The organism is Paenibacillus sp. S-12, assembly GCF_030363895.1.
Taxonomy (GTDB): Bacteria; Bacillota; Bacilli; order Paenibacillales; family Paenibacillaceae; genus Paenibacillus_B; species Paenibacillus_B alvei.
Genome location: NZ_JASIUF010000019.1, coordinates 24,946 through 45,363 on the forward strand (window position 1 = coordinate 24,946; position 20,418 = coordinate 45,363).

The following is a 20,418-nucleotide window of genomic DNA, read 5'->3' on the forward strand; positions in this document are numbered from 1 at the left end:
CACTTTCCTGCCACCCTTTACAATACCTTATCAACCGCTTGATGTTGGTTTAACTTTGTTTGTTTATGATTAGAGACGTAAACGGAAGGAAAACAAAATGAAAACTAATTGAAAAAGGAGTCATGAACTCATGCGAACTCATCGTTTCATGAAATGGACAGCAACGGTACTTGCTTCCGCATTTTTACTTACGGGCTGCTCATCTGGACAAGCTGCGAATGAAGTAATCGACGCTTCCAAGTTGACCTTGGATCAAATTGTGGAGAAGGCAAAACAAGAGGGGCAAGTCAACTCGGTGGGCATGCCTGACACTTGGGCGAACTGGGTGCAAACGTGGAACGATTTAGGAACGAAATATAGCTTGAAACATATCGATACGGATATGTCCAGTGCTGAAGAGTTGGCGAAGTTCGAGTCAGAGAAGGAGGACGCAACCGCTGATATTGGCGATGTCGGCATCGCGTTCGGACCGCTTGCGAAGCAAAAGGGACTCACGCTGCCCTATAAAACGTCCTACTGGAACGACATTCCGGACTGGGCCAAGGATGATGAAGGTCATTGGCTGCTCGGCTACACGGGAACATTGTCCATCATCACAGATAAGAACAAAGTAAAAAATCCGCCGAAATCTTGGGCTGACATAAAAAATGGAACATTCAAGGTCGCTGTTGGGGATGTCATGAAGGCGAACCAGGCACAATTCGCAGTTCTCGCTGCTGCATACGCATTCGGCGGTGATGAAACGAACATTCAACCAGGCATCGACTTCTTCGCTGAGCTGGCGAAGCAAGGCCGCCTCGCTTCCAATGATGCAGGACTTGCTAACCTGGAAAAAGGGGAAGTTGAAGTCGGATTCCTGTGGGACTTCAACGCCTTAGGCTACCGTGACAAAATTGACAAGAATCGCTTCGAGGTTGTCATTCTACAAGAAGCCTCTGCAACGAGCGGCTATGCGACCGTCATTAACAAGTATTCGAAACACCCGCATGCAGCAATGCTGGCGCGTGAATACATCTTGTCTGACGAAGGACAATCCAACCTGGCTCGCGGCTATGCTCGTCCAATCCGCTCCAATGCGAAACTCGCAGACGATGCGAAAGCAATGCTTCTTCCAGATGAAATGTACAACAACGCTAAGCCTGTAAAAGATCTGAAGGCATGGGAAGAGACAACGAAGAAGCTGCCGCAGTTATGGCAAGAGCAGGTGCTCATCCATGTCAAATAACAGCATGAACAACGTGCAGCATGACAACAAGCTCATCTTCATCATGCTGGATGGCTTACGCTATGATACAGCTCTCACGCAAATGGGATACATGCAACACTTGGTGGAATACGGCAAGGCGGCGCGCTATAAAGTGCGCTCCGAGCTGCCGAGCCTGTCCCGCCCGCTGTACGAGGTTCTGATGACCGGCACTCCGGTATGGCGCCACGGCATTGCTACGAATCAAACCGTGCGATTATCGCACGAACGCAGCTTGTTCCATTTAACCCGGGAAAATGGATTGACAAATGCGACCGCCTCTTATTACTGGGTAAGCGAGCTGTACAACTCTGCTCCGTTCCATCTGGCAGCGGATCGCATACAATTGAATACCGACAAGCCGATTCAGCACGGAATCTTCTATTTTGAGGATCACTATCCAGACTCGCATCTGTTCGCGGACGCGAACTTTTTGCTCACGCAGTACGCTCCAGACTTCTTGTACGTCCATTCGATGAACATTGACGATGACGGGCATAAGTTCACAGGAGATTCTGCTCAATACCGCACTCGCGCACTGGCGGCAGATATTATTCTGGCGTCTGTGCTGCCAGCTTGGACGGGTGCAGGCTATCAGATCATCGTCACTGCTGACCATGGCATGAACAATGATGGGAATCATGGCGGCACAACAGATGCAGAGCGGCATGTTCCACTGTTCGTCATTAGCGGCAAGATTACACCTGGCATTTATGAACAGGAAATACCTCAATTGCAACTGGCGCCGCTCGCCTGCCGCTTGCTCGGCATCGCTCCATCTGAAGCGATGCAGCCGCTGTCTATGCTGGAGTTCAGGCCGGCGTCTCCATAAGGAGGCGCCTTTCTGGAATGGAAAAAAACATACCTTGAGAGACGCGGTCGCTCACCAAGAGTTACCTCGATAGGAGTTTTTTATCACGGTGTGACTTAGGAAATAACGTTACAGGAAAGGAGCACGTACATGAAACGGATTAACAGCATGCTGTACATCACGATTATCCCGTTATTCATCTTTGTGGCGCTGTTCATGTTCGTCCCACTCTTTACGATGATTTCTGGAAGCTTTCAGGAAGACGGCGGCGGGGCATTTACGTTTAATCAATACAAGGAACTATTCACGAATCCGTATTACTGGAAGGCATTTGAGAACAGTATTCTCATTTCCCTGCTGTCCAGCTTCATCGGCATCATTGCGGCTATATTTGCCGCATACGCCCTTACTCGCTTTCCGCAGCGCGTGCAGGAACGACTGCTCGTCATTACGAACTTAACATCGAACTTCGCAGGCATCCCGCTTGCCTTCGCCTTCATCGTGCTTCTTGGCAACAGTGGTCTGTTCACGATGCTGTTCCGCCAGTTCGGCATTGATATGACGGCTACGTTCAACCTGTATTCATGGTCTGGATTGACGATTATTTATGTGTATTTCCAGCTTCCGCTGGCCATTATGCTGCTCTACCCGTTGTACCATGCCATTCAAGACAACTGGAAGGAAGCTGCTTCACTGCTGGGCGCTTCGCCGTTTCAATTTTGGAAACGCATTGGTCTGCCAGTACTTCTGCCAGGGATCGCAGGCACATTTAGTATCTTGTTCGCGAATGCGATGGGTGCATATGCATCTGCCTATGCCCTGACAGGCAGCAACTACAACCTTGTGCCTGTTCGTATCGGCGCTCTCGTGTCGGGAGATATTTTCGCCCGTCCAGAGCTAGGGAGCGCTTTGGGCGTGCTGCTAGGCTTGACGCTGCTAGCCGCCATGCTCGTCAATGAATGGCTGACGCGCAAAGTTCGGAGGGATTTGCCATGAAACGACTGACTCGCTCTTTGCCAACCCTCGCCTTTTCCGCAGTATTGCTCTATCTGTTCATTCCGGTCATTGCCACCATGCTGTATTCGCTCGCGACGACATGGAATCAAACGATTTTGCCGGAAGGGTTAACGCTGAAATGGTTCGGCGAACTGTTCCAGGATACCCGCTTTATGGAGGCGTTCGGACGATCCCTGATGCTAAGCAGTGCAGCTACCTTGACAGCGGTTATCGTCATCGTGCCGGCTACGTTCGCCATTTCCTTATATGCACCGAAGTTGGAGCGTTGGGTGCAGACGCTTGTCATGCTCACCTATGCGGTTCCCGGTGTCATTATGGCCGTCGGCTTGATTCGCGCTTACTCGGACAAAGGCTTCTCCATGATCATCATCGTCTTCGGAGCCTATGTCGTCGGCATGCTGCCGTTCATGTACCAAGGAACACGCAACAGCCTGCGCGCTGTTCAGGCCGAATCGTTGATGGAAGCAGCAGAGCTGCTGGGAGCAAGTCGAATGACGGCATTTCTGCGCGTCATCGTGCCGAACATTATGCCAGGCATTCTCGTATCCGCGCTCCTCTCCTTCTCGATTCTGTTTGGAGAGTTCGTCCTCATTAACATATTGGTCGGCGGACGTTTTGAGACGATGCAGCTCTATTTATATGCTCAGCTCAACAAGAGCGGACATATTGCAAGCGCCATTACTGTTACCTATTTCATTCTGATGGCCATATTGAGCGCATGGATCGTAAAGCTGACCGGGCGGACATCCAAGCCATTCGCAGAGCCAGTTGAAGATACCTTCAATAATCCCGTTCCGACTACCCCAGCTATGATAAGCAAGGAGGCTTCCTAAAATGAGCTATGTACAGATGAACCAAGTTGCCAAGACATTCAATAAACAAAAGGTGCTGAACAGCATCGACCTGCATATTCAAAAAGGTGAATTGGTTACCCTGCTTGGCCCTAGCGGCTGCGGTAAAAGTACACTGCTGCGCATCCTGTCTGGATTAACCCCATTGGATAGCGGAACAATTCATATCGACGGCAAGGATGTCACCGCTGTCGAGCCAAAGGATCGGGAAATCGGCATGGTGTTCCAGTCTTACGCTCTGTTCCCGAATATGACGGTATCTGATAATATCGCATTCGGCTTAACGATGAAGAAAATGCCGCTTGATGCAATCCGCCGTGCAGTTGGCGAAATGCTTGAACTGACCGGACTGCAAGGCAAAGAGAAGTCTTTCCCGCGCGAGCTCTCTGGCGGACAACAGCAGCGTGTCGCACTTGCCCGCTCACTCGTTACCAAGCCTAAGTTACTTCTGCTGGATGAACCGCTTAGTGCCTTGGACGCCCAAATTCGTAAAAACCTGCAGCAACAGCTTCGTTCCATTCAGCGCGAGCTGAATATGACGACTGTGCTCGTTACGCATGACCAAGAAGAAGCGATGGCGGTAAGCGATCATATTTACATCATGAATGCAGGAAATATTGCGCAGCACGGTTCTCCGCAAGAGATCTATACGCAACCGAGCAGCGAGTTCGTAGCACGCTTTATCGGCAGCTACAACGTATGGAGTGCCAAAACGCTGGGACAGATTGCACCGGAGTACAGCCTTTCAGGCAGCAAGCTGTATGCGATTCGACCTGAGACGTTCTCCGGGCAGCCGCTCGTTGGCGGGTTGGCCGTAACGGGAATCGTGCGCAACGTGACGATGCTTGGCAATATTATGCGCATGGAATTATGCGTGCATGGAGAGCATGTCGTCATCGATCAAATTCATCGGAATTCCGATTGGATCAGCGTAGGTGCGACAACGACAGTGTATCTGCATCCGAAGGACGTGATTCCGCTTCATGACGCTACTGCCTGAAGAACGTAGACAGCATATTTTGCAGCAGCTACAGCGGCATGGCAAAATACAGGTTGCTTCCTTGGCCAGCAGCTTGGAGGTCACGCCAGAAACAATACGACGAGATCTTGACGAGCTCGAAACGAAGCAAATGCTCAAACGAGTATACGGCGGAGCCATTGCCTTTTCCCATATGCAGATAGAGCCTCGATTCGGTAAAAAGAGCAGTATGGAGCAAGCGGCGAAAAGAGCTATCGGGGAAGCTGCCGCCGCACTCATTCAAGACGGAGATACGATTGTCATTGATGTAGGCACGACGATGATCGAGCTTGTGCGGGCAATTCGAGGAGTCGTCGGCGTCACCGTCGTGACGAACTCCATACCTGCCGCGGAGCTGCTTATGGAGCGACAGGAAGCCAAGTTATTTGAAGGCAAGGTCATCATGCTTGGGGGTGTCGCTCATCCCGAGCAGAAGTCGATTGCCGGAGCTATGACCTGCGAGTTGTTGACACGATTTCATTTTGATAAAGCATTCATCTCTTGCGCAGGCATTACCCCTGCGGGAATTAGCGATTATGACATGGAAGAGTCGTTTTGCTCGACCCTAATGATTCAACAATCCAAGTACGTATACGTGCTTGGCGACCATACGAAACTGGGAGTCAATCAGTTATGCCGAATTTGCGACTTGAACCAAGCAACGGCTGTCATTTGCGATCACCCCATGCCGAACAATTGGAGACGCGATTACGTGAATATTGAATGGATAGCAGCAGCACCCCTCTCTTCCTCCATAACTAGCAGTTAACGGGAACTTGCACCATTCACACAGCCCATCATTTGACAAAATATAAAATGGAAGATACAGTAACTAGTAGATGAATTTAATATGAAATCCACTAGGGGAGCCGCAATCGGCGGCTGAGACAAGAATTTTTGGACCCTTTGAACCTGATCCGGGTAATACCGGCGGAGGGAAGTGGAGACGGCCAGTTCATAGCTTTTTTATGCTGACATGATGAAGCCGCTCCATTTCGGGGCGGCTTTTTTTGCTGCCGTGAAGTGCTCCCTGTCCAGATTTCAGTTTGCATTCATCCACTATCCAATCATGCGGAGGTGCTGTTCATGCTTACATTTACGGAGGAACTGAGAAACGAAGCGGAGCCGATATACCGGGCAATCATGGAGCATCCGTTCGTTCGGGGAATTGCTGAGGGTACGGTTAAGAAAGAGCAGTTGATCCACTACGTCAAGCAGGATTTTGAATATTTGAACGCCTTTATTCGTATTTATGGCATTGCGATTTCCAAATGCGACAACCGTGATACTATGGCTCTTTTCAACGAGCAAATTTCGTTTGTGCTGAACAGCGAGACACACCCCCATCGTAATTTTTGCGACGTGGCAGGCGTGACGTTCGAAGAACTCCAAGGCTACCCGCTTGCTCCATCCGCAAGCCATTATGTGTCCCATATGCTGACCGTCGCTCACGAGGGCACATTGGAAGATATTATAGCAGCTTTGCTGCCGTGCCCTTGGACATATGTGGAGATTGGACAACACTTGCTAAAAGAAGTGAATCCGGATGAGACACATCCGTTCTATGAGTGGATTCATTTCTATGGAGACCTCGGCAGCGGGATTACGGATAAGATGCGCCGCATGCTGGATGAATGGGTAATGCCGTTTTCACCAGCACGCAAGCAGCAGCTGAAAAAGCATTTTCTGACCAGTTGCCAGCTGGAATATATGTTCTGGGACATGGCTTATAAAGTAGAGGACTGGCCGGTACGCTTGGCGGAGAAGGCAGAGGTGAAGCAAGGATGAACGGCATGCAGCTCCTCCCCCTGCGCATTAAGGAACGACGCCCCCTCATCCATAATATTACGAATATTGTCGTCGCCAACTTTACCGCCAACGGTTTGCTTGCCATTGGCGCCTCCCCTGTGATGGCTTCGGCCAAGGAAGAGGTCGCGGACATGGCTAAGGCAGCAGACGCGCTCGTGCTGAACCTTGGTACACTCCATGCAGATATGATAGAAGCTATGCTTATCGCAGGTCGATCGGCGAATGTGCACGGCATTCCGGTTCTTCTCGATCCGGTAGGTGCAGGCGCAACGCCTTATCGGACGAAGGCAGCGCTGAACATGTTAAAAGAATTGCGCGTCTCGATCGTGCGCGGCAACGCCGCGGAAATTGCCCAGTTAATGGGTGAAGCCGGCGCAATCAAGGGCGTTGATTGCGTAGAGTCCCAAGCATCCCCTCGCACCCCGGAAGCGTTGTTCGATCTTGCTGCGCGGGCAGCCGAGCGGTTTGGCACAATCGTTGCCATTTCGGGAAAAGAGGACGTCATTACGGACGGTACAACGGGCTACATCATTGCGGGCGGTCATCCGATGTTAACGAGCATAACGGGAAGCGGGTGTCTGCTGACATCTGTAATCGGGGCATTTGCCGCGATAGAATCTGATTTATTGCTGGCAGGAGCCTCAGCGATGTCTTATTATGGGTGCGCAGCCGCAAGAGCCTATCGAACGGCTGGCCACCGAGGGCCCGGCAGCTTCCAGACCGCATTTCTTGATGCATTGTCTGAAATCGGCCAGTTCGATACGGCAACCTCGACTATCACCCCTCGCCAAGCTGCTGCAAGAAGGAAGGTATGGCTATGACGGTTGCACGAGCATTGACGATTGCCGGCTCTGATAGCGGAGGAGGCGCCGGCATTCAAGCCGACATCAAGACATTCCAAGAGCTGAAGGTATTCGGCATGTCAGCGATTACGGCCGTGACGGTACAGAACACGCTCGGCGTTCATGGTGTGTACCCACTGCCTCCTGAAGCCGTTGCCGAACAAATGAACGCCGTCGAAGAAGATATCGGTGTTGATGCTGTCAAAACAGGCATGCTGTTCAGCGCAGACATCATTGAGACCGTGGCGAATCGTCTTGAAGCATTCGGCTGGAACAACGTTGTCGTCGACCCGGTCATGATTGCCAAGGGAGGCGCGCAGTTGCTCGAGAAAGAGGCCATTGAGGCCATGAAGAGCCGCCTGCTGCCGCTCGCGCTGATTGTCACCCCGAACATCCCGGAGGCAGAAGCGCTTGCGGGAATGAAGATTGTGTCCCTGCAAGATCGGTGCGAGGCCGCAACGAAAATTGCCGATTGGGGCGCCAAAATGGTCGTCATCAAGGGCGGCCATGACATGACTACCGAGCTTGCCGTTGACCTGTTCTTTGACGGGACTTGCTTTACAATGCTGGAAGACCGGAGAATCACGACCAAGCATACTCATGGCACGGGATGCACCTATTCGGCAGCTATTGCGGCAGAGCTCGCGAAAGGCGCTGCTCCCAACGAAGCGGTTCGTACTGCGCGTCATTATATTCAGGCAGCAATAGAGGAGACGCTTAGTCTTGGCGGCGGCAACGGCCCGACAAACCACTGGGCATATCGGCAGCGGCAGAAGGATGGGGTGGTCAGATGACAAGTATAGAAAGCCGTATTGACGAAGGCCGCATGCGTTCCTATTTGCGGCTGTACCTCGTGCTCGGCAGCTCCAATTGCAAGACAGACCCGGCATCGGTTGTCGAGGAAGCCATACGCGGAGGAGCAACGATGATCCAGTTCCGGGAAAAAGGCTCTAAGGCGGCGAGGCTTGCGGCAAAGGAAGATCTTGCAAGACGTATCCAGGCGATATGCAGAAGGCACGGCGTCCCCTTCATCGTCAACGATGATGTGGAACTGGCACTTGCCTTGAATGCGGACGGAGTTCATATCGGTCAGGACGACGAGCCTGCGGCCCAAGTCAGGGAACGTATCGGCGACAAAATCCTCGGTGTATCCGTTCATTCTACAGCCGAGGCTCGGCTGGCAGAAGAACTGGGCGCCGATTATCTTGGCGTAGGGCCGATTTATCCGACTGCTTCCAAAGAAGATGCACAGCAGCCGCAGGGCACTGAAATCATTCAGCGGCTAACAAAGCTAACATCCATGCCGATCGTAGCCATTGGCGGCATAACGGCAGACCGTGCGCCACATGTAATACAAGCAGGTGCAGATGGGGTCGCGGTCATCTCTGCCATTACCCATGCGGAAAATATATACCAAGCCGCCAAAATATTAGCTTCTAGGGCAACTGGCTGACTCGATTACGAGAAAGTTTGCCGAACCATTTTTAATCTCCAGTAAGTCCATGAAACGAATCGATATTGAACCGATTTTTTAGTAATTTTTACGAATAAAAGCAAAAGAATCCGCTGGTAGGCGGATTCTTTTTGCTTTTTGACTTTACTGCCTTTAAATCCCGTCCCTTCTACATTGCATGCTCAAGCTTCAGTAACTCATCCGTGCGCACACATTTCAATCCACGTTGATTCGTCTCGGATAACACTTCTCGCAGCACCGTGATCATTTGCTTGGGTGCCTCCCTGTCAGCGCCAAATGTATCGCCGCTATCATGCAGCACAATGACCGCACCTGGCTCGATGCGTTCGGAAAGCAGCTTGCGCAAGTTGCGTTTCCCTGTATCCAGCTTCCAATCCCGCGCAATAATCGACCACAGCACAACCCGATAAGATTTGCGCAGCAGGAACAAATCTCCGATATTCAATATCCCCCACGGCGGGCGATAGAAGGTTGGGCGCTCGCCTGTAATGCGTTCGATAATATCCGCAGAACGCTCCACATGCTCACGCCGAATGTTTCGTGGACTCATAATCCAGTTTGGCATATGCGTATAATTGTGAATGCCTATCTGATGGCCTTCCTCGTGCATGCGTTTTACGAGCTCCGGATACTTTTCCGCCTTGCTGCCCAGAACGAAAAAGGTTGCTTTCACGCCCCGTTCGCGCAGCAAGTCCAACAGCTCTGGCGTATAGTCCGGATCAGGACCATCATCGAACGTAAATGCAATATGTCGACGTGCCCGCTTCCGTCTCGCCTTGCGGAATACGCCCCAGCCGCATATTCGAGTCAGCAAAAAAGGAAGCCCCATATATATGATGATTACTAATAATAGAACCCCAGCTATGATATTATCCATGTTACACCTTCCCCCCACTCGCATATCGATTCACAAGAGCTCCCCTTGTCATCATAAGCATCTTCGGCACAAGCTTGGAACGCTGCTGCTTCAGCCGCTTGGCGCCATCCGGGTTGAGCATGCGCAGCAGCAAGCGCAGATATATGGTGGATACTTGATTCATCCACTTCGTTTCCAATGGATGCAGCTCGAAGCCTAACCCATGAATAATGCCGCGATGAAGCAGAGTGATCCCCGTCAGTGCCCTCACCTTCGCTAATTCGGGTTTCGTGTCAACCGCATGGCCGATATGCTTCAGCGCATCGCGCAGCCTGCGCGCCGTAACAAGTGCTGCACGATCCGCACCTACCGTACGTGACAGCTCCAGCACCTCCCGATTATCAAGATGGATCTCACAGACATAATCCCCTTTATGAATACAGGTTCCATCCTCACAGCGAATAGAGGAGCCCCGATGTGTTCGAACGACAATTTTGCATATTCCGTACTGAGACTGATATACGCTCCGCAGAGGAGTAATCATTTCGAATACAGCCTCCCATGTCATCCACAGCGATTGCAGCATCTTGTTGCCCAAGGCGGATATCATGCACAATCAAATCCTTCCTATAAGAAAATTCATTTCTTTGTCTTGATTACATCGTACATGGCAGAATTCTCTTTTTTCTTACCCCATTCTTACAAGTTCCTTAAATAGACAACACGAGCACAGAATAATACCTGCTAATTTTTCTCATTAGACAACAAAAAAACAGTGCAGCACTTCAATTTCTGTGCCACACTGCTTTTTCTTCCGTATTCATTAGCTGGACGGATACTCTTTGGATCATCCGATTTATTCTTACATGTAATAGACTCCTAAACCATGCAGCTATCTGACGACCGTTCGGCCGGCTCGGACGCCAGCTCTAATACGTAATAGTCGTTCACATTGCGCACTTGGAAGCCGCAAGACGTATATAACCCAAGCGCCCTATCATTCTCGACTGCAACCTCTAATTCGATCATGGCGGACGGCTGATGCTCCCGAATATGCCGAATCATGCTCTCCAGCACCCAACGGCCGTATCCTTTGCCTCGATGCTCAGACAGAATACTGAAGCCGAACAGAAATGCATTGCCTTCCTCCTGCATCACATGAATTTTTCCGATTGGCAGCCCTTCCCCGTTGTCCTGCTGAATCTCGATAACATGAATGCGATCAACAGAAGAGCTCAACGTACCTTCTACGTACCCTCTTGCTTCTTCTTCCTTCAAATCAAAGCCATCCATGTTCACCTTAATCAGCATATCTACGTCATCCGCTTCCGCCGATCGTAAACGAAGTGGCGCTGAGCAGGCAGCGAAATCGCTGTTAAGCTCCTTCCCACCGTCAAGCTTCATCCAGTATTCGGCGAAGCTGTACTTCGACCCAATGCTCTCCAAAAATCCCTTCCCAGATTGGGCAGAACGAGCACAGATAAAAATAAGCTTCTCCACTCGGCGTTTCCTGCACTCCTGCTTCGCTTCCTTGACAAGCTGACTGAATATGCCTTGACGCCGGTACTTGGGATGTACCATCCCGCTAATCTCCACTTCCGACGGACTGAACTGAAATATCCCAAGGAATCCGACGATCTCGCCATTAGCCGTATACACATAGTCATTAGCAAGATTATCCGTACGTGCAGTAAGCATATCCCAATTCAGCTTCAAAAAAATTTGATCATGCTCATTGCATATGCCTTCCAAACGGCGCAGTCCCTTAAGCTGTTCATCATTCATTTGGGTATAGGTTCGCAAGCCTGTGAAGTTCATCTCTACTCATCTCCTTCGCGTTCAAAATACCGAATTCATGAGATTTTATTCTACACCTTGGCTATTATTTCCTTTTCAATCCACTCAGCAATTTGTTGAATTGGCTGCATTCCTAGATCGCCCTCGCCCCGCTTACGGACGGACACGCTTCTGCTAGCCTGCTCTTGCTCTCCTACAATTAGCATGTAAGGAACTTTGCTTTTCTGCGCTTCGCGTATTTTGAATCCTAAACGCTCATTGCGCGCATCCACTTGCACACGAATGCCCGACTGTTCCAGCGACTCCTTCACTTGATATGCATAATCGGCGAAAAGATCCGACACAGGCAGTACCGCCACCTGAACGGGCGCAAGCCATGTCGGGAATGCTCCTGCATAATGCTCTGTCAATATGCCAATGAACCGATCAATCGAGCCATACACCGCGCGGTGAATAACAACAGGCCGATGCTTCAGGCTATCCTCTCCAATATAGGACAGGTCGAATTTCTCCGGCATTTGGAAGTCGAGCTGAATCGTACCGCATTGCCAGCTCCGCTTGAGTGCGTCCAAAATATGAAAGTCGATTTTCGGCCCATAGAAGGCACCGTCCCCTTCATTGATCCGGTATGCGACACCGCGCTTATCCAATACGGTTTGCAGTGCGCGCTCCGCTTCGTTCCATAATTCCTCGGAGCCCATTGAATCCTCTGGCCGCGTGGACAATTCAATTTTGTATTCGAAGCCAAATACGTTATAAATATGATCAATCAGCGCCATAACCTTGCCGATCTCTTCTTCGATCTGATCCGGGCGGACAAAAAGATGCGCATCATCCTGACAGAACGTGCGGACGCGAAGCATGCCATTTAAAGCGCCGGACATTTCATGACGATGCACTTGACCGAACTCGCCAAGTCGAATCGGAAGCTCGCGATACGAGTGCATTTCATTTTTATAAATCAGCATATGTCCCGGGCAGTTCATTGGCTTCAGAGCGAATGTTGTATCGTCAACCTTAGTGAAGTACATATTGTCCTTGTAATGATCCCAATGCCCGGACTGCTCCCACAAGCGGTTGTTCATCATAAGCGGCGTGCGAACTTCGTCATAGCCGCGTCTTCGCTGAAGCCCGCGCGCGAAATCTTCCAGCTCTGTGCGAATGATCATGCCGTTCGGCAAGTAGAATGGCATGCCCGGCGCCTCTTCAGAGAACATGAACAGTCCGAGCTCCGTTCCAAGCTTGCGGTGGTCGCGCTTCTTGGCCTCTTCGAGCATATGCAAATAGTCATCCAGTTGATCCTTCTTTGCAAAAGCTGTGCCGTATACGCGCTGCAGCATTTTGTTGTTCGAATCCCCCCGCCAATATGCGCCAGACACCTTCATCAGCTTGAATGCCTTAATGCGCCCAGTCGATGGAACATGGGGTCCGCGGCACAGGTCAAGGAATTCCCCCTGCTTGTAAATTCGAATGACCGCATCCTCCGGCAGGTCGTGAATCAGTTCCAGCTTCAACGGCTCCTTCAATTCTGTAAACAGGCGAATGGCTTCTTCTCGGCTGACTACCTCGCGCTGAATCGGCAGGTTTTCCTGAATGATGCGGGACATCTCTTGTTCAATGGCCGCAAGGTCTTCGGTCGACAATGGCTTTTCAATATCAATATCGTAATAAAAGCCATCCTCAATGACCGGTCCAATCCCGAGCTTAACTGCATCCGTTCCATATATGCGTTTCATGGCTTGCGCCAAAATATGTGCCGTGCTGTGGCGAATGATGGCAAGACCATCCTTGCTGTCTGCTGTGACGATCTCAATGAGGCTGTCATGCTCGATCGCAGTGTCAACATCCATGAGCGTACCGTCGATTTTTCCGGCAAGTGCTTGCTTCTTCAAGCTTGTGCTAATCGATGCTGCAACTTCTTCGATGGTCGTGCCTTGCAAATACCTCCTGTTCGATTCGTCTGGAAATGTTACCTTGATCTCCATGCTTCAGCCTCCCTTTCCTCATAGTCGTTATTGAATGGAGAACGCCGCCCTGAGAGAACGCAAAAAAACGCATCTCTCCCCGTAAGGGACGAGTGCGTTCTGTCTCGTGGTTCCACCCTAATTCAATCCTGCATTGTGTGTTGGAACGGGCCAAGCCGCCATTCCCTGCAATTGCAAGATCCTTCATTGGTCATCCGATAACGAGGATGGGACGGTGCTGCTTACTATCAAGTCGCCGCTTGCAACTGCTTGGATCGCAATTGCGGCCTCTTGAGTTCAACACCACGGCTGCAAAGGGGTAATTTCACAACCGTAGCTGAAGAAGCTTGCACCAATCGCTTCTCTCTCTGGACAGTTCGTGCAGGAAATCATGTCTTTGGTCATCGCCTGATGAATATGGAGATAATGTTACCCACATTTCGCAAGAAAAGTCAATATTATTTTAAAAAAATTAATTCCCTCGCTCTTCCAAAGGAACCCAATTGATCTGCATATAGGGCTGTGCTAGCATAACGTCGCAGGTAAATTGTCCATATTTTACAAAGAGGAAGCATTCCGGCTTCATGAACTACGTACAGAAGGGAATACATGCCTTAAAAAGGCATTCTGCTTGGACTAAGGCAGACCATGATCTTGGCTTGAAAGTACCCATCCCTTTTTGTTATATTCGCTTGACAATTCGTACGAGAAGCATTAATTTATTGATTAATAAATAACTAATTCAAGTAAGGTGTTGAACCGACATGTCGCCAAAAGAAGCCTCTCCCTCTCGCAAGGATCAAATTATTGACGCCGCTGTCGCATCCTTTGCCGAGCACGGTTTTTACAAAACTACAACCGCTAATGTCGCTAAGGCGGCTGGTGTGACGCAGCCCTATGTGTTTCACTTTTTCAAATCCAAGGAAGAATTATTCATTGCTGTTCTCGAACGCGCTAAGGGGAAAATTGAAGAGGCCTTTTCCAGTGTGGATGCCCCCCCTGAACAGTTAGTGGAGACGATGGGACGCGCCTTCGGCAAACTTATCGAGACGCATCGCGACGAGATGCTTGTGACAATGCAGGCATTTACGACATCAGAGCCAGCGGTGCGAGATGCGGTGCGCGACCATTTCACCTTAATTCATCAGACCGTCATTCGACGCTTTGAACAAGCTAGAATTCCGAATGCCAAGTTCGCTGCCAGCATGTTCATCGGCTCCGGTCTAATTATTACGATGTCAGAGGTGCTAGAAGCGCCTAATTTATCACCGTGGCCAAAACAATAAACGGTATAAGAACCTGCTTCACTGCGCCTCTGCGAGGTCGCACTTTTTTTTGCGTTATATTTATTGACTGATAAATAAATAAAGGTATGAGGTGTATGTATTCATGAACAAGATGTCTGTAAAATCAGCTTATTTTCACCTATTGAAGTCGCCGACAGTCATAATCGGCATGATAACTGCGCTTATTTTTCAAATGTTGTTCAGCCTAATCTGGCTGACGGGATATGATCATTTGACGGACAATGTGAATCGGCTCGCCATAGCGGTTGTGAATGAGGATCAAGCGATCGGCACGCAAGCCGTGCAAGCGATGATAGAAAAGCTGCCTTTTCATATGACGGAGGAAGCCAGTCTGGAACAAGCGATGACACATCTTAACGAACGCAAGCTGCAAATGGTCGTGCACATCCCAGTAAACTTCTCTAAGCAGTTGATGGATCCAGCTCAGAAGGCAGTCGTCACCTACTCTGTGAATGAATCCAATCCAAGCATGGTGAAAAGTGTGATGCAATCGGTCGCAAGTCAACTTACTGCCTCGCTCAATGAACAAGCGGTTCGTACGGGTATGACTAATGTACTGGAGCAGGCACAAATTCCACATATACAAGCGAATAGTCTCTCAGAGTCAATGGCTGCGCGCATCGTAGCCGATATGAACAACATTCATCCCATCTCTAATTTTTCATGGTCGATGGTGCCTATGATGATGCTGCTTGCTTCTTTTGTCGGCTGTATGCTGCTCGCCATGGAAATGAATAAGGCCGCCAAAACAATCAAGCAGACATGCGGCTGCTGGACATTGCTAACGGCCCGCTCATTGCTTACTATTACAGCCTCTATTGTGATCACAACTGTTGGCACAGGCATGGTTACACTTATGGGCGTTCATTCTGAACAAGGCATTGCCTTGATGTGGCTGTTCCAGCTCGTCTATGTCATTACATTTTTATATGTCGCGCAGCTTTCATTTTATATCTTTAGTGATGCAGGCGCATGGGTCAATATTGCCCTGTTGTCGATTCAATTGATTACATCTGGAGCCATGCTGCCGCGCGAGCTGCTGCCGACCTTCTATCGGACGATAAGTGATTACTCTCCTGCCACCTATGCGGTCAATGGGATTATGAATTTGGTGAACGGCGGTCCAGCCATAACGAATTCAATCTATTCGCTCTTGCTCATCTTAGCAATTGTTATCTTACTGACAGTCGCTATAGTGGGAGGCATACAGTTACTGAAGCGCAAGCCGAAAGAGCATGCTCAATTGGCGTCGTAGCCCGTACGTAAACTCGTCATGATTGTAGAGAGCGTGCAATAAAATCCAACGAAGCGCCGTCCTCCGCATTATGCGAATAGATGGCGCTTCACTCGTTAATCGCTATACCATTTGCTCCAGCTTTACGATAGCCCCGTATACGTCTGCCGCGGTTACGCCTTCTTGCCTCATCAGGTGAATGGATTCCTGTGGAGCAGCAGCTTGCCGTGCAATGCTCTCCAGCGTTGCCCGATCTTCACCGGACAAACCTAAATCATTAAGACGATACGGCAAACCTAAATCCTTATAAAATGGGAGAAGCTGCTTCACTTCCTCTACATTGTCCTCCAATACTAACTGAACGAGGATGCCATACGCGACCTTATCCCCATGCAGCAAATGATGCGTAGCTGGCGCAGCGGTCAGGCCATTATGGATTGAGTGGGCCCCCGCAATTCGGCCAAGATGATCGCCGAAACCGCCAACCAGGCCGCCCGTCATAATGATTGTCTCCGCTACCTCTACGAAAGCATCGGATAGCTGCTTCTGTTCCGCGTCGAAAATGCTCTGACGTCCATGTTCCAGAAGAGCAGTATGGCATAGACGAGCAGTAAGATGTGCTACCTGTACTGCGGCTGAGCGGTGCTGCAAATTGCGAATGAGCACATCCGCCTCATACCATTTTGCTAATGTATCGGCTATCCCTGCGCGCAGATAATCAACAGGTGCATGCAAGGCAATGCGTGGTTCAAGCAGCACCATAAGCGTGCTTTTCGGAAATACGGAATAGTGGGTGAATTGTCCTACTTCGTTATAGAACACGCTAAGTGGCGTCCATGCTGCGCAATTCGAAGCGAGCGTCGGTACAAGAATCGTATCCAGCCCCGACGTATTGCCCGCCGCTTTAACCAAGTCCATCACCTTGCCGCCGCCGAGACCAAGAATGGCATCCGCTCGTTCTGCCAATGCATAGCAAGCAATGCGATGTGCTTCCTGCAATGTGCATTCCCCTTGATAACGCAGATATAACAACGTTATGTTCGATTCTTGTGGCCAATACGGCTGTGCTGCTTCCAAGGAGCGATCGCCATGAACGACGATTACTCGCTTGTATTGAAATGGTGCCAATAACGCGTCCAGCTTGCCCAATATACCTGGCTCACAATGATACACGGCTGGTGTGCCTCTAACGACGATAGATTGCCCTTCCTTTTCCTTCGGCATTGATTTCACTTCCTTTTCAGCATCCATTCTGGCTTGCCAAAGCCCTTGAACTGCTTATCCATCGTTTTTTCAAATTCTGGTGATTCAACAGCTTCCCTCAAATCCTTGGCGAACTGCTTATCCAAGTCAGTTGTGTTCACCACGACGCGGTTGCGATAATCATCCGGCATATTCTCGAGCTTTAATGCATCGAGCAGATTCATCTTCGCTGCAAGCGCGAAGTTACCGGGAACAAGAGACAGGTCAGCGCTATCTACTGCCCGCGGCAGCTGAGCAGCCTCAATTGGCTGCAGAACAAGCTGCTTCGGATTGTCCTTCACGTCCTTCTCTGATACACGCAGCGGGTCGATTTCCTTGTTCACCGTAATGAGTCCTGCGTCTTGCAGCAGTCCCAATGTACGAGCCAGGTTGGTCGGATCGTTCGCAATTGCTACTGTGCTCCCGTCTGTGATTTCGTCCAATGATTTGAACTTGGTCGAATAGATTCCCATTGGGGCCGTTGGCACAGAAATGAGCTCCGACAAGCCAATTTTATTTTCCTTTGCGAAGTTCTCCATATAGATCTTGTGCTGGAACAAGTTCGCGCTCAAGTCGCCGTTGGACAGCGCCAAGTTCGGCTGTACATAATCTCCGAATTCAACAAGCTCGACACGATACCCCTTCTTCTCCAAAATCGGCTTGATCGCTTTCGTTACCATATCACTGTAAGGGCCTGCTGTCGCCCCGATTTTCAGCACCTTACTTTCAGTGCTCACATTGCTATTTTCGCCTGAAGCTGTTGATGTATCTTTGCCGCCGCATCCGGCCAGCAAGCCAATTGCTAGAATAAGAGAAAGAATAAGAGCTGTTTTCTTCATGATGATAACCTCCGTTTGACGATATTTTTTGTATAGACTGCTAATCAAACAGCAGTCCTTGCTGGATTCAGCAGTTAGTCTGAAATAAGCATCGCTGAAATAGCATTATCGCTTGTCTACTTTCTTCGCTATAAAGTCACCGCCGTACTGAATGATCTGCACCAAGCAGATCAGAATGATTACCGTGGCAAACATGACAGTGTTGTCGTAGCGATAGTAACCGAATCGAATCGCCAAATCGCCGATTCCGCCTCCACCGACTGTTCCAGCCATTGCCGAATAAGCGACGAGGCTGATTGCTGTAATGTTCACGCCTTGAATGATGCCTGACTTTGCTTCAGGAAGGAGAACATCCTTAATGATCATCCACGGTGTTGCACCGATGGAAATTGCCGCCTCGATGACGCCTTTGTCAATCTCGCGCAGCGCCGTTTCTACCAAGCGGGCAAAGAACGGAATTGCCGCAATCGAGAGTGATACCGAAGCAGCCGTCGGACCAATCGTGGAGCCGACAATGAGCTTCGTCAGCGGCAGCAGTGTCACCAGCAAAATGATGAACGGAATCGACCGTATCATGTTGACGATAAAACCCAGCACATTTTTCGTAAACGCATTTTCAAGGAACAGCCCCTTATCGGTTACAAATAAAAGAATTCCAATGGGAAGACCCAGAATTATGGCAGCAAACAGTGAAATTCCAACCATATAGAGCGTCTGGACAAAAGCCTTGCCCAAGTCCGGCAGCAGTTGGATGATCGAATCACTCAGCATGATGAAGAACCTCCAATCGATAGGTTCGTTCTTTGATGTAGTCGAGTGCCTGCCGCAAGTCTGACACTTCTCCGTCCAGTTCTAACATGAGAATGCCAAGCGGTTTGTCATGGATATATTCAATTTTGCCATGCAGAATATTTGTTCTAATTTTAAAGTGAGCCATCACATCGGTAATAATCGCCTCCTCCGCTTGTGGTGCCACAAATTGAATTTTCACAATCGTTCCCTTGCAATGCTGAATCAGCCGTTCTGGAAGGTTGAACTGGAACAAACTGCTGATGAACGAGCGCGTCATCGGATGCTGTGGATCAGAGAAAATGTTGTAGACTGGCCCCTCTTCTACCACTTTCCCGTTCTGCATAACCGCCATCCGGTCACAAATGTCCTTTACGACTTCCATCTCATGCGTAATCAGCACTATCGTCAGGTTCAACTCGCGATTGATGTTTTTCAGCAGCTCCAGAATCGACTGTGTCGTCTCCGGATCTAACGCAGATGTTGCTTCATCGCACAGCAGCACATGCGGTTCATTCGCCAGCGCTCTGGCGATGCCTACTCTCTGCTTCTGACCACCGCTGAGCTGGGCAGGATATACATCGCGTTTATCAGCCAACCCAACCATTTCAAGCAGTTCGATTACCCGCGGCTCAAGATCAGCCTTCGACTTATTGTTGGCCTTTAGGGCAAAGGCGATGTTCTCGAATACTGTTTTGGAGCGGATAAGATGAAAGTGCTGAAAGATCATGCCGATCTTTAATCTTGCCTGCCTTAAGCTCTCCCCGCGCAGCTTCGTCAAGTCAACTCCATCGACAAAAATGCTGCCGGATGTAGGCTCCTCCAACAGGTTGATGCAGCGCAGCAGCGAGCTCTTCCCCGCCCCGCTTCGTCCGATAATCCCGTAAATTTCTCCCTTGCGAATCGTAAGGGATACGTTATTTACGCCGATGACGGTCGATGACTTGCTTCGATATTCCTTTACCAAATTCCGAATTTCGATCATATGATCCCCCCGCCATTCCTGTTGCTTAACCCTGGATGAATACTAAAAAACCTCTTTCCCTAAGAGAAAGAGGTTGAATTGGCAGTATCGCCACACTTATCTCTCAGAATGGAATCATTCCGTAGGATTTAGCACCGTTTACTCACTAGTAAGGTTGCCGGACGTCATAGGGCCTAGTCCCTCAGTCACTCTTGATAAGGTAGTATGAAGTTGTCATTTGTTGTTGAAAATATTACATCTGAAAATATGAGTTGTCAACAATATTTTCATTTCAATTTCAAAGTGATTCTTTATCTGCTCTCTTACATTTCATTCAGCTTTGAAGGCATATATATGGAAC

Annotated in this window: 20 protein-coding genes and 2 riboswitches; of the genes, 12 read left to right on the top strand and 8 right to left on the bottom strand. The window is 49.7% G+C overall.

The genetic code is table 11. The features are described 5' to 3' along the window. The first annotated feature begins 130 nt into the window (after positions 1-130). The 10 genes from NO352_RS18890 to thiE all read left to right on the top strand — a co-directional run bounded on the left by NO352_RS18890 (position 131) and on the right by thiE (position 9,044). Positions 131-1,225, top strand: coding sequence for an ABC transporter substrate-binding protein (locus NO352_RS18890; RefSeq protein ID WP_289356494.1), 1,095 nt, complete (start codon positions 131-133; stop codon positions 1,223-1,225). Beyond that, entirely contained in the window at positions 1,215-2,075 is an 861-nt protein-coding gene (locus tag NO352_RS18895; RefSeq protein WP_268599424.1) for an alkaline phosphatase family protein, read from the top strand. Before NO352_RS18890 ends, NO352_RS18895 begins: the two co-directional genes overlap by 11 nt. 129 nt (positions 2,076-2,204) lie before the next feature. Beyond that, the gene (locus tag NO352_RS18900; protein ID WP_005544140.1) at positions 2,205-3,050 is read left to right on the top strand and encodes an ABC transporter permease; all 846 of its coding nucleotides are present in this window, start codon (positions 2,205-2,207) and stop codon (positions 3,048-3,050) included. Further along, positions 3,047-3,904 carry an ABC transporter permease gene (locus NO352_RS18905; protein ID WP_005544142.1) on the top strand — a complete coding sequence of 286 codons (858 nt, stop codon included), beginning with the start codon at positions 3,047-3,049 and terminating at the stop codon, positions 3,902-3,904. Before NO352_RS18900 ends, NO352_RS18905 begins: the two co-directional genes overlap by 4 nt. 1 nt (position 3,905) lies before the next feature. Next, positions 3,906-4,922 (top strand): ABC transporter ATP-binding protein, encoded by a 1,017-nt coding sequence (locus NO352_RS18910; RefSeq protein ID WP_289356495.1) that lies wholly within the window; start codon positions 3,906-3,908, stop codon positions 4,920-4,922. After that, positions 4,906-5,709: a DeoR/GlpR family DNA-binding transcription regulator gene (locus NO352_RS18915; protein ID WP_289356496.1), complete on the top strand. Its 804-nt coding sequence runs from the start codon at positions 4,906-4,908 to the stop codon at positions 5,707-5,709. Before NO352_RS18910 ends, NO352_RS18915 begins: the two co-directional genes overlap by 17 nt. An 83-nt stretch (positions 5,710-5,792) precedes the next feature. After that, positions 5,793-5,896, top strand: a riboswitch (TPP riboswitch). A 130-nt stretch (positions 5,897-6,026) separates the two neighbouring features. Further along, complete coding sequence (gene tenA / locus NO352_RS18920) at positions 6,027-6,728, top strand: thiaminase II (RefSeq protein WP_289356497.1); 702 nt, start codon at positions 6,027-6,029, stop codon at positions 6,726-6,728. Next, positions 6,725-7,570, top strand: a complete 846-nt coding sequence (gene thiM, locus NO352_RS18925; RefSeq protein ID WP_005544148.1) for a hydroxyethylthiazole kinase — start codon at positions 6,725-6,727, stop codon at positions 7,568-7,570. Before tenA ends, thiM begins: the two co-directional genes overlap by 4 nt. Further along, entirely contained in the window at positions 7,561-8,385 is an 825-nt protein-coding gene (gene thiD, locus NO352_RS18930; RefSeq protein WP_005544150.1) for a bifunctional hydroxymethylpyrimidine kinase/phosphomethylpyrimidine kinase, read from the top strand. Before thiM ends, thiD begins: the two co-directional genes overlap by 10 nt. After that, a complete protein-coding gene (gene thiE / locus NO352_RS18935; RefSeq protein WP_005544152.1) occupies positions 8,382-9,044 on the top strand; it encodes a thiamine phosphate synthase in 663 nt (220 codons plus the stop codon). Before thiD ends, thiE begins: the two co-directional genes overlap by 4 nt. Positions 9,045-9,213: 169 nt before the next feature. Here thiE and NO352_RS18940 read toward each other — a convergent pair whose 3' ends face one another. From NO352_RS18940 to thrS, 4 genes are all read right to left on the bottom strand, one after another. Continuing rightward, the gene (locus NO352_RS18940; RefSeq protein WP_005544154.1) at positions 9,214-9,942 is read right to left on the bottom strand and encodes a polysaccharide deacetylase family protein; all 729 of its coding nucleotides are present in this window, start codon (positions 9,940-9,942) and stop codon (positions 9,214-9,216) included. Position 9,943: 1 nt separating this feature from the next. Further along, on the bottom strand, positions 9,944-10,531 hold the full coding sequence (locus tag NO352_RS18945; RefSeq protein WP_005544156.1) for a YkoP family protein: 588 nt from the start codon (positions 10,529-10,531) through the stop codon (positions 9,944-9,946). A 269-nt stretch (positions 10,532-10,800) separates the two neighbouring features. Continuing rightward, positions 10,801-11,739, bottom strand: coding sequence for a GNAT family N-acetyltransferase (locus NO352_RS18950; protein ID WP_268593909.1), 939 nt, complete (start codon positions 11,737-11,739; stop codon positions 10,801-10,803). A gap of 50 nt (positions 11,740-11,789) precedes the next feature. Next, positions 11,790-13,703, bottom strand: coding sequence for a threonine--tRNA ligase (gene thrS, locus NO352_RS18955; protein ID WP_268593910.1), 1,914 nt, complete (start codon positions 13,701-13,703; stop codon positions 11,790-11,792). 743 nt (positions 13,704-14,446) lie between these two features. Here thrS and NO352_RS18960 point away from each other — a divergent pair. Together NO352_RS18960 and NO352_RS18965 are read left to right on the top strand one after the other, a co-directional pair. Then, a complete protein-coding gene (locus NO352_RS18960; RefSeq protein ID WP_289356500.1) occupies positions 14,447-14,968 on the top strand; it encodes a TetR/AcrR family transcriptional regulator in 522 nt (173 codons plus the stop codon). Between the two features lie 103 nt (positions 14,969-15,071). Further along, positions 15,072-16,244, top strand: a complete 1,173-nt coding sequence (locus NO352_RS18965) for a YhgE/Pip domain-containing protein (RefSeq protein ID WP_289356501.1) — start codon at positions 15,072-15,074, stop codon at positions 16,242-16,244. 102 nt (positions 16,245-16,346) lie between these two features. Here NO352_RS18965 and NO352_RS18970 read toward each other — a convergent pair whose 3' ends face one another. From NO352_RS18970 to NO352_RS18985, 4 genes are all read right to left on the bottom strand, one after another. Next, entirely contained in the window at positions 16,347-17,447 is a 1,101-nt protein-coding gene (locus NO352_RS18970; protein WP_268621945.1) for an iron-containing alcohol dehydrogenase family protein, read from the bottom strand. 5 nt (positions 17,448-17,452) lie between these two features. Beyond that, positions 17,453-18,304: a MetQ/NlpA family ABC transporter substrate-binding protein gene (locus NO352_RS18975; protein ID WP_289356502.1), complete on the bottom strand. Its 852-nt coding sequence runs from the start codon at positions 18,302-18,304 to the stop codon at positions 17,453-17,455. Between the two features lie 105 nt (positions 18,305-18,409). After that, the gene (locus NO352_RS18980) at positions 18,410-19,075 is read right to left on the bottom strand and encodes a methionine ABC transporter permease (RefSeq protein ID WP_005544167.1); all 666 of its coding nucleotides are present in this window, start codon (positions 19,073-19,075) and stop codon (positions 18,410-18,412) included. Further along, complete coding sequence (locus NO352_RS18985) at positions 19,065-20,078, bottom strand: methionine ABC transporter ATP-binding protein (RefSeq protein ID WP_289356504.1); 1,014 nt, start codon at positions 20,076-20,078, stop codon at positions 19,065-19,067. Before NO352_RS18985 ends, NO352_RS18980 begins: the two co-directional genes overlap by 11 nt. A gap of 93 nt (positions 20,079-20,171) precedes the next feature. Then, positions 20,172-20,279, bottom strand: a riboswitch (SAM riboswitch). Positions 20,280-20,418: the final 139 nt, after the last annotated feature.

Bases quoted from the DNA above. Each gene is read 5' to 3' on its own strand.
- NO352_RS18890 (WP_289356494.1), top strand. From the start codon at position 131: ATGCGAACTCATCGTTTCATGAAATGGACAGCAACGGTACTTGCTTCC.
- NO352_RS18895 (WP_268599424.1), top strand. From the start codon at position 1,215: ATGTCAAATAACAGCATGAACAACGTGCAGCATGACAACAAGCTCATC.
- NO352_RS18900 (WP_005544140.1), top strand. From the start codon at position 2,205: ATGAAACGGATTAACAGCATGCTGTACATCACGATTATCCCGTTATTC.
- NO352_RS18905 (WP_005544142.1), top strand. From the start codon at position 3,047: ATGAAACGACTGACTCGCTCTTTGCCAACCCTCGCCTTTTCCGCAGTA.
- NO352_RS18910 (WP_289356495.1), top strand. From the start codon at position 3,906: ATGAGCTATGTACAGATGAACCAAGTTGCCAAGACATTCAATAAACAA.
- NO352_RS18915 (WP_289356496.1), top strand. From the start codon at position 4,906: ATGACGCTACTGCCTGAAGAACGTAGACAGCATATTTTGCAGCAGCTA.
- tenA (WP_289356497.1), top strand. From the start codon at position 6,027: ATGCTTACATTTACGGAGGAACTGAGAAACGAAGCGGAGCCGATATAC.
- thiM (WP_005544148.1), top strand. From the start codon at position 6,725: ATGAACGGCATGCAGCTCCTCCCCCTGCGCATTAAGGAACGACGCCCC.
- thiD (WP_005544150.1), top strand. From the start codon at position 7,561: ATGGCTATGACGGTTGCACGAGCATTGACGATTGCCGGCTCTGATAGC.
- thiE (WP_005544152.1), top strand. From the start codon at position 8,382: ATGACAAGTATAGAAAGCCGTATTGACGAAGGCCGCATGCGTTCCTAT.
- NO352_RS18940 (WP_005544154.1), bottom strand. From the start codon at position 9,942: ATGGATAATATCATAGCTGGGGTTCTATTATTAGTAATCATCATATAT.
- NO352_RS18945 (WP_005544156.1), bottom strand. From the start codon at position 10,531: ATGATATCCGCCTTGGGCAACAAGATGCTGCAATCGCTGTGGATGACA.
- NO352_RS18950 (WP_268593909.1), bottom strand. From the start codon at position 11,739: ATGAACTTCACAGGCTTGCGAACCTATACCCAAATGAATGATGAACAG.
- thrS (WP_268593910.1), bottom strand. From the start codon at position 13,703: ATGGAGATCAAGGTAACATTTCCAGACGAATCGAACAGGAGGTATTTG.
- NO352_RS18960 (WP_289356500.1), top strand. From the start codon at position 14,447: ATGTCGCCAAAAGAAGCCTCTCCCTCTCGCAAGGATCAAATTATTGAC.
- NO352_RS18965 (WP_289356501.1), top strand. From the start codon at position 15,072: ATGAACAAGATGTCTGTAAAATCAGCTTATTTTCACCTATTGAAGTCG.
- NO352_RS18970 (WP_268621945.1), bottom strand. From the start codon at position 17,447: ATGCCGAAGGAAAAGGAAGGGCAATCTATCGTCGTTAGAGGCACACCA.
- NO352_RS18975 (WP_289356502.1), bottom strand. From the start codon at position 18,304: ATGAAGAAAACAGCTCTTATTCTTTCTCTTATTCTAGCAATTGGCTTG.
- NO352_RS18980 (WP_005544167.1), bottom strand. From the start codon at position 19,075: ATGCTGAGTGATTCGATCATCCAACTGCTGCCGGACTTGGGCAAGGCT.
- NO352_RS18985 (WP_289356504.1), bottom strand. From the start codon at position 20,078: ATGATCGAAATTCGGAATTTGGTAAAGGAATATCGAAGCAAGTCATCG.